This window comes from Halomonas sp. H10-9-1, from assembly GCF_040147005.1.
Taxonomy (GTDB): Bacteria; Pseudomonadota; Gammaproteobacteria; order Pseudomonadales; family Halomonadaceae; genus Halomonas.
In genome coordinates this window covers 2,452,927-2,465,409 of record NZ_JAMSHO010000001.1, presented here as the reverse complement: position 1 = coordinate 2,465,409, position 12,483 = coordinate 2,452,927, and the positions used below count along the sequence as shown (strand labels likewise).

At 66.6% G+C, this 12,483-nt stretch carries 10 protein-coding genes; 4 read left to right on the top strand and 6 right to left on the bottom strand.

Annotated elements, in window-relative coordinates:
- Positions 1-19: 19 nt before the first annotated feature.
- The 6 genes from NFH66_RS11320 to NFH66_RS11295 form a co-directional block, all read right to left on the bottom strand.
- Positions 20-1,195, bottom strand: a complete 1,176-nt coding sequence (locus NFH66_RS11320; protein ID WP_349610399.1) for a JmjC domain-containing protein — start codon at positions 1,193-1,195, stop codon at positions 20-22.
- The gene (gene purB, locus NFH66_RS11315) at positions 1,192-2,580 is read right to left on the bottom strand and encodes an adenylosuccinate lyase (RefSeq protein ID WP_349610398.1); all 1,389 of its coding nucleotides are present in this window, start codon (positions 2,578-2,580) and stop codon (positions 1,192-1,194) included. The genes NFH66_RS11320 and purB overlap by 4 nt, the downstream gene beginning before the upstream one ends.
- A 46-nt stretch (positions 2,581-2,626) precedes the next feature.
- A complete protein-coding gene (gene hflD / locus NFH66_RS11310) occupies positions 2,627-3,268 on the bottom strand; it encodes a high frequency lysogenization protein HflD (RefSeq protein WP_349610397.1) in 642 nt (213 codons plus the stop codon).
- Entirely contained in the window at positions 3,265-4,377 is a 1,113-nt protein-coding gene (gene mnmA, locus NFH66_RS11305; RefSeq protein WP_349610396.1) for a tRNA 2-thiouridine(34) synthase MnmA, read from the bottom strand. Before mnmA ends, hflD begins: the two co-directional genes overlap by 4 nt.
- 72 nt (positions 4,378-4,449) lie before the next feature.
- A complete protein-coding gene (locus NFH66_RS11300) occupies positions 4,450-4,899 on the bottom strand; it encodes an NUDIX hydrolase (RefSeq protein WP_349610395.1) in 450 nt (149 codons plus the stop codon).
- Positions 4,896-5,516: a pseudouridine synthase gene (locus NFH66_RS11295; RefSeq protein WP_349610394.1), complete on the bottom strand. Its 621-nt coding sequence runs from the start codon at positions 5,514-5,516 to the stop codon at positions 4,896-4,898. The genes NFH66_RS11300 and NFH66_RS11295 overlap by 4 nt, the downstream gene beginning before the upstream one ends.
- A gap of 285 nt (positions 5,517-5,801) precedes the next feature.
- Here NFH66_RS11295 and NFH66_RS11290 point away from each other — a divergent pair, with 285 nt between their 5' ends.
- The 4 genes from NFH66_RS11290 (at position 5,802) to clpA (ending at position 12,417) form a co-directional block, all read left to right on the top strand.
- A complete protein-coding gene (locus NFH66_RS11290; protein ID WP_349610393.1) occupies positions 5,802-8,039 on the top strand; it encodes an NADP-dependent isocitrate dehydrogenase in 2,238 nt (745 codons plus the stop codon).
- A gap of 177 nt (positions 8,040-8,216) precedes the next feature.
- Positions 8,217-9,473, top strand: coding sequence for an NADP-dependent isocitrate dehydrogenase (gene icd, locus NFH66_RS11285; protein ID WP_349610392.1), 1,257 nt, complete (start codon positions 8,217-8,219; stop codon positions 9,471-9,473).
- 197 nt (positions 9,474-9,670) lie between these two features.
- Positions 9,671-9,997 carry an ATP-dependent Clp protease adapter ClpS gene (gene clpS, locus NFH66_RS11280; protein ID WP_349610391.1) on the top strand — a complete coding sequence of 109 codons (327 nt, stop codon included), beginning with the start codon at positions 9,671-9,673 and terminating at the stop codon, positions 9,995-9,997.
- A gap of 143 nt (positions 9,998-10,140) precedes the next feature.
- Positions 10,141-12,417 carry an ATP-dependent Clp protease ATP-binding subunit ClpA gene (gene clpA, locus NFH66_RS11275; protein WP_349610390.1) on the top strand — a complete coding sequence of 759 codons (2,277 nt, stop codon included), beginning with the start codon at positions 10,141-10,143 and terminating at the stop codon, positions 12,415-12,417.
- Positions 12,418-12,483: the final 66 nt, after the last annotated feature.

Here is a 12,483-nt window from a genome sequence, read left to right as displayed (position 1 = left end):
AAAATTTCCTTGCGCCTTGCTACTCCTCGAGCTCACTCGCCCAGGCCAGGCTGCCGGCATCGAGCAGCGCGGCGAGCAGCACCTCGGCGCCTTGGTGGGCCAGCAGTTCGGCATCCAGTGTCGCCTGGGAGGCGATCAGCCGGGCCAGCGGCAGCGTACACTCGGCGCCATCGCCATCGGCGAACAGGGTGGCGCGACCCTCGTCCAGGGCATGCCAGGCGAAACGGGAGCCCGGGGTGCGCACCAGTTCCTCGCCCTGTTGTAGTGTGGCGACAAGCTCGGCCGGGGCGGTGGGCGCTTCATTGGCTACCAGTTGGTCGGCGTACTTGGGCTGAGTCATCACCCGGCCGAACCACTGGGCCAGTCGGGCCGGATCGTCGAGGGTGTCGAGGATCAGGCGGCGCATGCGCTCGATGGCGGCATCGTCGAGCTCGCCGGGGTCGGCGGGCGGCGTCATGCCGGCGTCGGAGTAGCGCAGCGAGTCAGGGAGCTTGGCGCCCAGGAAATCGGCGAAGGAGGCCAGCGACTCGTCGGCCGAGGGGGCGCGGAAGCCCACCGAGAGGGTCAGGCAGTCGTCGGACTGGCTGACGCCGTGGTGGGCCCAGCCCGGTGGCAGGTAGAGCATGTCGCCGGGCTCCAGCACCCAGTCATCGCCCGGCTCCAGCGTGAAGCGCTCGAGGATGCGCAGGTCGATGCCGGGAATGATGGGGGCGTCGTCGGCGACCCGGCCGCCCAGCTGCCAGCGGCGGCTCCCCATGCCCTGAAGCAGGAAGACGTCGTACTGGTCGACGTGGGGGCCGACGCTGCCCCCCGGGGGGGCATAGCTGATCATGACGTCGTCCAGCCGCCAGCGGGGCAGGAAGGCGAAGCGCTCGAGCAGCTCGGCGACCTCGGGCACATAGTGGTCCACCGCCTGCACCAGCAGACTCCAGTCGCGGTCGGGGAGGGCGGCAAAGGTCGCGTCGTTGAAGGGACCGTGGCTGACCTGCCAGGGGCCCTGCTTGCCGTGCTCCTCGACCAGGCGTGCCTCGACCCCCTCCTCGCAGGCGAGTCCGGCCAGCTCGTCGGGGGAGAGCGGGCACTGGAAATCGGGGAAGGCCCCGCGAATCAGCACCGGCTTCTGCTGCCAGTAGTCGCGCAGGAACTCGGCGGCGGAGAGGCCGCCGAGCATGGTGAGCGGGGTCTCGGGGTTCATAGGCCCCTCGCCTGCTCGGCGGCGTTGCCGATATAGGTACCCGGGGTCAGCGCCTTGAGCTCGGTCTTGACCGCAGCGGGCAGCGCCAGGGTGTCGATGAAGGCGGCAAAGCCGGCCTGGTCGATGCGCTTGCCGCGGGTCAGCTCCTTGAGCTTCTCGTAGGGCTTTTCGATGCCGTAGCGACGCATCACCGTCTGGATCGGCTCGGCGAGCACCTCCCAGCTGGCGTCGAGGTCCTCGGCGATGCGCGCCGGATTGGCCTCGAGCTTGCCGATGCCCTTGAGCGCGGCCTCGTAGGCGATCAGGCCGTAGGCCAGGCCGACACCCAGGTTCCTGAGCACCGTGGAGTCGGTGAGGTCGCGCTGCCAGCGGGAGATCGGCAGCTTCTGGGCCAGGTGACCGAGGATCGCGTTGGCGAGCCCCAGGTTGCCCTCGGAGTTCTCGAAGTCGATGGGGTTGACCTTATGGGGCATGGTCGAGGAGCCGATCTCGCCCTCGACGGTCTTCTGCTTGAAGTAGCCCAGCGAGATGTAGCCCCAGATGTCGCGGTCGAAGTCGATGAGGATGGTGTTGAAGCGGCACACCGCATCGAACAGTTCGGCGATGTAGTCGTGGGGCTCGATCTGGGTGGTGTAGGGGTTGAAGGTCAGCCCCAGTCCCTCGACGAAGGTGCGGGCGTTGGCCTGCCAGTCCACTTCGGGATAGGTGGTCAGGTGGGCGTTGTAGTTGCCCACCGCGCCGTTGATCTTGCCCAGTATCTCCACGCCCTCGATCAGCGTGAGCTGGCGACGCAGGCGGTAGGCGACGTTGGCCATCTCCTTGCCCAGGGTGGTGGGGCTCGCCGTCTGGCCGTGGGTGCGCGAGAGCATCGGCAGCTCGGCGTGCTCATGGGCCAGGCGGGTGACCTGGTCGGCCACCTCGTGCATCACCGGCAGCAGGGTCTTGAGACCGTCGGCGAGCATCACGCCGTGGGAGAGGTTGTTGATATCCTCGCTGGTGCAGGCGAAGTGCACGAACTCGCCGATGGCGTGGAGCTCCGGCACCTCGGCGATGCGCTCCTTGAGGAAGTACTCCACCGCCTTGACGTCGTGGTTGGTGGTGCGCTCGATGGTCTTGATGCGTTCGGCATCCTCCACCGAGAAGTCGCGGACCAGCGTTTCCAGGAAGGCGGTGGCCGCGGCGGAGAGCGGTGGCACCTCGGTGATGCCTGGCAGTTCTGCCAGGCGCTGCAGCCAGCGGATCTCGACGATGACCCGGGCGCGGATCAGGCCGAACTCGCTGAAGTGCTCGCGCAGGCGTTCGGCCTTGGCGCCGTAGCGGCCGTCGACGGGGGAGAGGGCGGTCAGGGCGGACAGGGGGAGCGAAGAGTGCGACAGGGCTTGCATGGGCGTGTTCCGGTTCGTGAAGGCGTTGTGCAACGTAGGGGGCGGCTCAGGCGAGCCGGTCCAGGGACTTCTTCAGGGCACCGCGCTGGGCGATCAGCTTCCAGCGCCGGCCACCCTGCTGGTGCCAGAGCAGGGCGAAGCGGATGCCGGCCAGCAGGATGGCGCGCACCCGCTCGGGCATCATGCGACTCTGCAGCAGCGAGGGGTCGCCCTGGACCACGAGTCGGGTCTTGAAGGTGGAGAGCGTCTCCTGATAGGCCTCACCGAGACTGGCGATGACGTTCTCGTGGGTCGCGCCGAAATGCTCGGCCTGGCCCTGGATACGGGTCAGTTTCTCGCCCAGGGCATCCATCATGGCCGTATTGCGCCGCAGCTTGTTCATCAGCAGCAGCAGGGTGAAGCCGTAGCGCAGCACCACCGGGTTGGCCTGCTGGCGGCCGATCACTTCCTCGAGCACCTTCAGGCCGCGGCGCAGGTTGTTGGGGTGACCGCCGTAGGTCGCCTCGAAGCTCTCCGGGCTGGTGTCCAGGGTGGCGCGGATCAGGGTGTCCCAGGCGCGGGTATCGACCTGGCCGGTGCGGGCCAGTTCGTCGACCAGGCTGGCGGCCTGGAAGACGCCGGCCAGCGCCAGGGCCTGGCGGGTGGTGGGGTCGTCGGGGGCGCGGTGGATCGGCGTGGAGGCGCTCATGCGGCGACCTCCACGGCGTTCCAGGTCTCGCGGATGACGCCGCCGCCCAGGCAGATCGGGCCGTCGTAGAGCACCAGCGACTGCCCCGGGGTGACGGCGCGCTGGGGATCATCGAAGACCACCTCCACGCCGCCATCCTCCCGCGTCCGGAAGACACAGGGCACGTCGGCCTGGCGGTAGCGGGTCTTGGCGGTAAGCCGTCCTTCGCTCAGCGGCGGCGCGCCGGCCACCCAGTCCATGGCCTCGGTGGCCAGCGAGTCGGTATAGAGCAGCGGGTGGTGCTTGCCCTGTACGGCGATGAGCACGTTGCGCTCGAGGTCCTTGGCGGCCACGTACCAGGGCGCCTCGGGGTGGTGGGCGAGCCCGCCGATCCCCAGGCCCTGGCGCTGGCCCAGGGTGTAGTACATCAGCCCCATGTGCTCGCCGATCACCTCGCCCTCGGGGGTCTCGATCACCCCCGGTTGGGCCGGCAGGTACTGCCTGAGGAAGTCGCGGAAGCGTCGCTCGCCGATAAAGCAGATTCCAGTCGAATCCTTCTTGCGTGCCGTGATCAGGTCGTGGCGTTCGGCGATGGCGCGTACCTCGGGCTTCGCGAGCTCGCCCACCGGGAAGAGGGTGCGGGCGATGGCGGCCTCGGGCACGGCGTGAAGAAAGTAGCTCTGGTCCTTGTTGGCATCGAGGCCCTTGAGTAGCCGCGGGCGGCCTTGGTGGATGCCGGTCCGGACATAGTGGCCGGTAGCGATCTTCTCGGCACCCAGCATCTCGGCGTACTCCAGGAACACCTTGAACTTGATCTCGCGGTTGCAGAGGATGTCCGGGTTCGGCGTGCGCCCGGACTGGTACTCGGCCAGGAAGTGCTCGAAGACGTTGTCCCAGTACTCGGCGGCGAAGTTGGCGGTGTGCAGCCGGATGCCGAGCTTCGCGCACACGGCCTCGGCGTCGGCCAGGTCCTCCTTGGCGGTACAGTATTCGGTGCCGTCGTCCTCGTCCCAGTTCTTCATGAACAGGCCTTCGACGTCGTAGCCCTGCTCGAGCAGCAGCAGGGCGGAGACGGAGGAATCGACGCCGCCGGACATGCCGACGATCACCTTGCCTGGGGTGGCGGTCATGGGCGCCCTCGGAATCGGTGTGACATAAATGGGGCGGGATTATACCCGAAGATGGCGCCGGGCGCCGAGAGCTCAGCGTTCGTGGATCACGTCCATGGGGTAGAAACGTCCGGCCAGGGCGTCGCGGATGCGGCGCAGCACCAGGGGGCTGCGCAGGCGTCCGGCGCGCTCCAGCGCCTCGATCTGCTCGAGGGTCAGCCAGTGCACGGCGTGGATGGCCGGGTCCAGGTCGTTGCCCATATGGGCCAGGGCCATGCCGAGGAAGGCGTGGCTGTGGAAGGTCTTGCCGTCCGGGGCCTGGTAGACATAGATGCCCAGGTAGTCGCTGATGCCGACCCGCCAGGCGGTCTCCTCCTCCACCTCGCGCAGGACGGCATCGCGGATGCGCTCGCCGGGTTCCAGGTGGCCGGCGGGTTGGTTGAACAGGGTCTGCGAGCCGCCGCGATCCTCTTCCACCATCAAGAAGGCGCCGGCGCGCTCCACCACGCAGGCTACGGTCACATAGGGGTGCCAGCGGCTCATTGCCTGCCTCCTTTCGCTCTTCCCGGGTGTTGGCGACCCCTCGCCCGGGGCCTGCGCGGGGCATGTAGCGTCTCGCGGCGCCACTCCCCTGGGGCCAGCCCTTCCAGCCGCCAGGGGCCGATGGCCACCCGCACCAGGCGCAGGGTCGGATGGCCCACGTGGGCGGTCATGCGCCGGACCTGGCGGTTGCGTCCCTCGCCGATGGTCAGTTCCAGCCAGGTGGTCACGGGGTGGCGCCTGGGGTCCAGTGGCGGGTTGCGCTCGGGCAGGTCGCTCTGCGCCAGGCGGCGCACCTTCGCCGGCAGGGTCATGCCGTCGCCGAGTCTGACGCCGTCGCGCAGTGCCCGCAGGGCATCATCCGTGGGGGACCCCTCTACCTGCACCCGATAGGTCTTGGGCTGCTTGTGGCGGGGGTGGGTGATACGGTGGATCAGCTCGCCGTCGTCACTGAGCAGCAGCAATCCTTCTGAATCGTGGTCGAGGCGGCCGGCGGGGTAGATGCCCGGCACGTCGATGATGTCGGCCAGGGTGGCACGCGGCCCTGTGTCGCCGTCCTTACGGTCGGTGAACTGGGACAGCATGCGGTAGGGCTTGTGCAGCAGATAGAGAGTGCTCATGGGGCAAGTTTACCGGCAAGCCGGCCGGGATGGCAGGGGGCGCTCGGCGAGTCACCCTTATGGCGCATACGCCGACGCGGGCTCGCTGGTATAATGCTCGCGCTCGCCGGGAGTGCCCCCGTCGTTCCGGGGCCTGCCGAGACTCCGCCCGCGGGTCGGTGCCGACGCATCCCTGCCGGATCACAACCTGGGGAGAGCATGCCGGGGTCCCCCGTTCCAGCCATCGTGAGCGCGCTAGCGAACCCGTTTCTTGCTACCGCAGAGACCAGAGAGATCAACGCAAACATGTCAAAAACGCCGAAGATTATCTACACGTTCACCGACGAAGCGCCTGCGCTGGCGACCCACTCGCTGCTGCCGATCATCGACGCCTTCACCGATGCCGCCGGCGTCGAGGTCGAGACTCGAGACATCTCCCTGGCGGCCCGTATTCTCTCCCAGTTTCCCGATTATCTGAGCGACGAGCAGCGCGTCGAGGATCATCTGGCCGAGCTGGGCGCTCTGGCCAAGACGCCGGAAGCCAACATCATCAAGCTGCCCAACATCAGTGCGTCCATGCCGCAGCTGCGAGCCGCCATCAAGGAGCTGCAGGGCCAGGGTTACCCGCTGCCGGACTACCCGGATGAGCCCGGCAGCGAGAAGGAGCAGGACATCAAGGCGCGCTACGGCAAGGTCATGGGTAGCGCCGTGAACCCGGTGCTGCGCGAGGGTAACTCCGACCGCCGTGCGCCGCGGGCCGTCAAGGAGTATGCCCGCAAGTATCCCCATCACATGGGGGAGTGGAGCCAGGCCTCGCGCAGCCACGTCTCCCACATGCATGAGGGCGACTTCTACGATGGCGAGAAGTCGATGACCCTGGACCGCGCCCGCAGCGTGAAGATGGAGCTGATCACCGCCAGCGGCGAGGCCCGGGTGCTCAAGCCCCGTGTCGAGCTGCAGGAAGGCGAAGTCATCGACAGCATGTTCATGAGCAAGAAGGCACTGCTGGACTTCTACGAGCGGGAGATCGAGGACGCGCGGAAGACGGGAGTGATGTTCTCACTGCACGTCAAGGCCACGATGATGAAGGTCTCCCACCCCATCGTGTTTGGCCATTGCGTCAGGATCTTCTACAAGGAGGCCTTCGAGAAGCACGGCGCACTGTTCGACGAACTGGGCGTCGACGTCAACAACGGCATCGCCAACCTCTACGACAAGATCGACACCCTGCCCGAGGCCCAGCGCGACGAGATCGTCCGCGACCTGCACGCCTGCCACGATGAGCGTCCGGAGCTGGCCATGGTCGACTCGGCACGCGGCATCACCAACTTCCACTCGCCCAGCGACGTGATCGTCGACGCCTCGATGCCGGCCATGATCCGCGCCGGCGGCAAGATGTACGGCGCCGATGGCCGCATGAAGGACGTCAAGGCGGTGATGCCGGAGTCCACCTTCGCCCGCATCTACCAGGAGATGATCAACTTCTGCAAGTGGCATGGCGCCTTCGACCCCGCCACCATGGGCACCGTGCCCAACGTCGGCCTGATGGCGCAGAAGGCCGAGGAGTACGGCTCCCACGACAAGACCTTCGAGGTGCCGGAAGCGGGCGTGGCCAACATCACCGACCTGGAGACCGGCGAGGTGCTGCTCACCCAGAACGTCGAGGAGGGCGACATCTGGCGGATGTGCCAGGTCAAGGACGCGCCGATCCGCGACTGGGTGAAACTCGCCGTGAACCGCTGCCGCGACTCCGGCATGCCGGCGGTCTTCTGGCTCGACCCCTACCGCCCCCACGAGAACGAGCTGATCAAGAAGGTCAGGGCCTATCTCGCGGAGCACGACACCGAGGGCCTGGATATCCAGATCATGTCCCAGGTGCGTGCCATGCGCTACACCCTGGAGCGTGTGATCCGTGGCCTGGATACCATCTCGGTGACCGGCAACATCCTGCGTGACTACCTCACCGACCTGTTCCCGATCCTCGAGCTCGGCACCAGCGCCAAGATGCTCTCCATCGTGCCTCTGATGGCAGGTGGCGGCATGTTCGAGACGGGAGCCGGCGGCTCGGCGCCCAAGCACGTTCAGCAGTTACTCGAGGAGAACCACCTGCGCTGGGACAGCCTCGGCGAGTTCCTGGCCCTGACCGCCTCCCTGGAGCACCTCGCCAAGACCTTCGGCAACGCCCGCGCGACCCTGCTGGCGGATGCGCTGGACAAGGCCACCGGCCGCTTCCTCGAGAACAACAAGTCGCCGTCGCGCAAGGTCGGCGAGATCGACAACCGCGGCAGCCACTTCTATCTGGCGCTGTACTGGGCCCAGGCGCTGGCCGCCCAGGACGAGGATGCCGAGCTCAAGACGCTGTTCGCCCGCCTGACCGAGACCCTGGAGGCCAATGAGGCGACCATCCTCGAGGAGCTGAATGGCGTTCAGGGACAGCCGGTGGATATCAAGGGATACTACCATGCCGACTCCGAGCTGGCGCGTGCGGTCATGCGTCCCAGCAAGACCCTGAACGACGCCCTGGCGCTGGTCGCCAAGGGCTGAGGTATCGCGCCCCAGGGCGCTGGCCCCTCCCCCGGGAGGGTTCCTTCGGCCCCCGTCCACCACCAGGTGGGCGGGGGCCGTTCGCGTTATATCGAAGGGGGTGTCATGGGCCGGGTGGGGAGGGCGATGCTATACTCCGCCCTCCAATGAGCAGACCTACTACAGGGGGAGTTCTCAATGGGATTCCAGAAGATTGTCGTTCCCGAAGGCGGTCAGAAGATCACCGCCAACGCCGACAACAGCCTGAACGTGCCGAACGAGCCGGTCATCCCGTTCATCGAGGGCGATGGCATCGGCGTCGATGTCACCCCGGCCATGCGGATCGCCATCGACGCCGCCGTGCAGAAGGCCTACGGCGGCGAGCGCAAGATCCACTGGATGGAGGTCTATGCCGGCGAGAAGGCCACCCAGGTCTATGATGCCGACACCTGGCTGCCGGACGAGACCCTGGAAGCCGTCAAGGACTACGTCGTCTCCATCAAGGGCCCCCTGACCACGCCGGTGGGCGGTGGCATCCGCTCCCTGAACGTGGCCCTGCGCCAGAAGCTGGACCTCTATGTCTGCCAGCGCCCGGTGCGCTGGTTCGAGGGCGTGCCGAGCCCGGTGAAGGCGCCCGGCGACGTCGACATGGTCATCTTCCGCGAGAACTCCGAGGACATCTATGCCGGCATCGAGTGGAAGGCCGGTACACCGGAGGCCGACAAGGTCATCCGGTTCTTTCGCGAGGAGATGGGCGTCACCAATATCCGTTTCCCCGAGAACTGCGGTATCGGCGTCAAGCCGGTGTCCGTCGAGGGCACCAAGCGTCTGGTGCGTCAGGCCCTGCAGTACACCATCGACAACGATCGCGAGTCGCTGACCCTGGTGCACAAGGGCAACATCATGAAGTTCACCGAGGGGGCCTTCAAGGACTGGGGCTACGAGCTCGCCAGGGAGGAGTTCGGCGCCGAACCGCTGGGCGGTGGTCCCTGGATGACCATGAAGAACCCCAGGACCGGCAAGGAGATCGTCATCAAGGATGTGATCGCCGACGCCATGCTGCAGCAGATCCTGCTGCGCCCGGCCGAGTACGACGTGATCGCGACCCTGAACCTCAACGGCGACTACCTCTCCGACGCCCTGGCGGCCGAGGTGGGTGGCATCGGCATCGCGCCGGGCGCCAACCTCTCCGATACCACCGCGATGTTCGAGGCGACCCACGGCACCGCGCCGAAGTATGCCGGCCAGGACAAGGTCAACCCGGGCTCGCTGATTCTCTCCGCCGAGATGATGCTGCGCCACATGGGGTGGGTCGAAGCCGCCGACCTGGTGCTCAAGGGCATGGAGAAGGCGATCTCCAGGGGCGAGGTCACCTATGACTTCCATCGCCTGATGGACGGTGCCAGGCTCCTCAAGTGCTCCGAGTTTGGCCAGGCCGTGGCCGACAATATGTGAGTCGCGATGACGCTGGACCCGGGCCCCTGTCCGCTGCCAGGCGGGCGGGGGCCCCTGCGTTGAGACGGCCTGGCATGGAGCCAGGCGGTGAACCCTGCCGGAGGCGCGACGTCCAACCATGGTCGAGATGATCGCTGACTGCCGGCTTGTCGAGATGGATAGTGGCCCCTATGTTCATGAAAGATGTGGTGTGTGGCATGACGCGCCCCCCTGTGCCGGGGGAGGAGGACGGCGACCTGGCGGTGCAGAGCGCCGAGCCTCAGCTGGCGACGCCGCCGATGTACAAGGTGGTGTTGCATAACGATGACTTTACCCCCATGGAGTTCGTGGTGGAGGTGCTGCAGTCGTTCTTCCACCTGGATAGCGAGACCGCAGTGCAGGTGATGCTGACGGTGCATACCCAGGGCAAGGCGACCTGTGGCATCTTTACCCGTGATATCGCGGAAACCAAAAGTCATCAGGTCAATCAATATGCTAGAGAGTGTCAGCATCCGCTGTTGTCGGATATCGAGGCGGCGGACTGACCCCCCGGACATGGTCGCGACGGGTGTGACATCGGCTGCCGTTGGTGAGCGAGCTTGCAACGGTGGCGTTTGTACCCGATGTTGATGATGCCGGACCGAGAAAGATCCGACGCAATGCCCTGGGCGGCAAGAAGGGGACTGCCATGCTGAGCAAAGAACTTGAACTGACCCTGAACACGGCCTTCACCGTGGCGCGCTCCAAGCGCCACGAGTTCATGACCGTGGAGCACCTGCTGCTGGCGCTGCTCGACAACGCGTCGGCGGCCGATGTGCTGCGTGCCTGCGGGGCCAACCTCGACAAGCTGCGGTCCGACCTGCAGGACTTCATCAACTCCACCACGCCGCTGATTCCCGAGGATCACGCCGACCGCGAGACCCAGCCGACCCTGGGCTTCCAGCGCGTGCTGCAGCGTGCGGTGTTCCACGTGCAGTCATCCGGCAAGAGCGAGGTGACCGGTGCCAACGTGCTGGTGGCGATCTTCTCCGAACAGGAGAGCCAGGCCGTCTACTTCCTCAAGCAGCAGAACGTGGCGCGTGTCGACGCCGTCAACTATATCGCCCACGGCATTTCCAAGGTGTCGGGCCATGACCAGGCGCCCTCGTCGTCGTCGGCGTCCGAGTCCGACGAGGCCGAGGAGGGGGGCGAGGCCGCTTCCAACCCGTTGACTGGTTACGCCACCAACCTCAACGAACAGGCCCGCATGGGCAAGATCGACCCGCTGATCGGCCGTGAGCACGAGCTGGAACGGGTGGTGCAGATCCTGGCCCGGCGCCGCAAGAACAACCCGCTGCTGGTGGGGGAGGCCGGCGTGGGCAAGACCGCCATCGCCGAGGGCCTGGCCAAGCGCATCGTCGAGGAGGATGTGCCAGAGGTGATCGGCGACGCGGTGGTCTACTCCCTGGACATGGGGGCGCTGCTGGCCGGCACCAAGTATCGAGGCGACTTCGAGAAACGCCTCAAGGCGCTGCTGGCCGAGCTGCGCAAGCAGCCCAACGCCGTCCTCTTCATCGACGAGATCCATACCGTGATCGGTGCCGGGGCCGCCTCCGGTGGGGTGATGGACGCCTCCAACCTGCTCAAGCCAATGCTCTCCTCCGGCGAGCTGCGTTGCATCGGCTCCACCACCTTCCAGGAGTACCGCGGCATCTTCGAGAAGGACCGTGCCCTGGCCCGGCGCTTCCAGAAGGTCGACGTGCCGGCGCCCTCGGTGGATGACACCATCCGCATCCTCAAGGGGCTGCGCTCGCGCTTCGAGGAGCACCACCAGCTGAAGTACACCGATGGTGCCCTGGAGAGCGCGGCGCGCCTGGCGGATCGCTATATCAACGACCGCCACCTGCCCGACAAGGCCATCGACGTGATCGACGAGGCGGGAGCCCACCAGCGCCTGCTGCCGCCGGAGATACGCGTCGACACCATCGATACCGATCAGGTCGAGGCGGTGGTGGCCTCCATCGCGCGGATCCCGCCGAAGAGCGTGTCGAGCTCCGATCGCAAGTTACTGGCCAACATCGATCGTGACCTCAAGATGCTGGTGTTCGGCCAGGATGAGGCGATCGACAGCCTGTCGGCGGCGATCAAGTTGTCGCGGGCGGGGCTCAAGGCGCCGGACAAGCCGGTGGGCAGCTTCCTGTTCGCCGGCCCCACCGGGGTGGGCAAGACCGAGGTGGCTCGGCAGCTCGCCCATATCATGGGCATCGAGCTGGTGCGTTTCGACATGTCGGAGTACATGGAGCGCCACACCGTGTCACGGCTGATCGGTGCGCCCCCCGGCTATGTCGGCTACGATCAGGGCGGCCTGCTGACCGAGGCGATCACCAAGCAGCCGCACTGCGTGCTGCTGCTCGACGAGATCGAGAAGGCGCACCCCGAGGTCTTCAACTTGCTGCTGCAGGTGATGGACCACGGTCGGCTCACCGACAACAACGGCCGGGAGGCGGACTTCCGCCACGTGATCCTGATCATGACCTCCAACGCGGGGGTCGAGCAGGCCTCGCGGCGCTCCATCGGCTTCCAGACCCAGGATCACTCCACCGACGCTATGGAGGTGATCCGCAAGACCTTCTCGCCGGAATTCCGCAACCGCCTGGACGGCATCATCCAGTTCCACTCCCTGCCGACCTCGGTGGTGCGCAGCGTAGTCGACAAGTTCCTGGTGGAGTTGCAGGCACAGCTGGACGAGAAGCGTGTCCAGCTCGACGTGGACGACGAGGCGCGCGCCTGGCTGGCGGAGCAGGGCTATGATCCGGACATGGGGGCGCGGCCCATGGCACGCCTGATCCAGGAGAAGCTCAAGAAGCCGCTGGCGGAGATGATCCTGTTCGGCGTGCTGTCAGAGCGCGGGGGGCTGGTCCACGTCAGTGTGGAGGAGGGCGAGTTGCACCTCGAGACAGAATCGGAAATGGCCGACGCGCCGTGATCGGGCGGGCGTCAGCCCGCCGTTCACTCACGACACAACGCCCTGTCGAGAGACGGGGCGTTGTCG

Bases quoted from the DNA above. Each gene is read 5' to 3' on its own strand.
- mnmA (WP_349610396.1), bottom strand. From the start codon at position 4,377: ATGACCGCCACCCCAGGCAAGGTGATCGTCGGCATGTCCGGCGGCGTC.
- clpA (WP_349610390.1), top strand. From the start codon at position 10,141: ATGCTGAGCAAAGAACTTGAACTGACCCTGAACACGGCCTTCACCGTG.
- NFH66_RS11295 (WP_349610394.1), bottom strand. From the start codon at position 5,516: ATGAGCACTCTCTATCTGCTGCACAAGCCCTACCGCATGCTGTCCCAG.
- purB (WP_349610398.1), bottom strand. From the start codon at position 2,580: ATGCAAGCCCTGTCGCACTCTTCGCTCCCCCTGTCCGCCCTGACCGCC.
- icd (WP_349610392.1), top strand. From the start codon at position 8,217: ATGGGATTCCAGAAGATTGTCGTTCCCGAAGGCGGTCAGAAGATCACC.
- hflD (WP_349610397.1), bottom strand. From the start codon at position 3,268: ATGAGCGCCTCCACGCCGATCCACCGCGCCCCCGACGACCCCACCACC.
- clpS (WP_349610391.1), top strand. From the start codon at position 9,671: ATGACGCGCCCCCCTGTGCCGGGGGAGGAGGACGGCGACCTGGCGGTG.
- NFH66_RS11290 (WP_349610393.1), top strand. From the start codon at position 5,802: ATGTCAAAAACGCCGAAGATTATCTACACGTTCACCGACGAAGCGCCT.
- NFH66_RS11320 (WP_349610399.1), bottom strand. From the start codon at position 1,195: ATGAACCCCGAGACCCCGCTCACCATGCTCGGCGGCCTCTCCGCCGCC.
- NFH66_RS11300 (WP_349610395.1), bottom strand. From the start codon at position 4,899: ATGAGCCGCTGGCACCCCTATGTGACCGTAGCCTGCGTGGTGGAGCGC.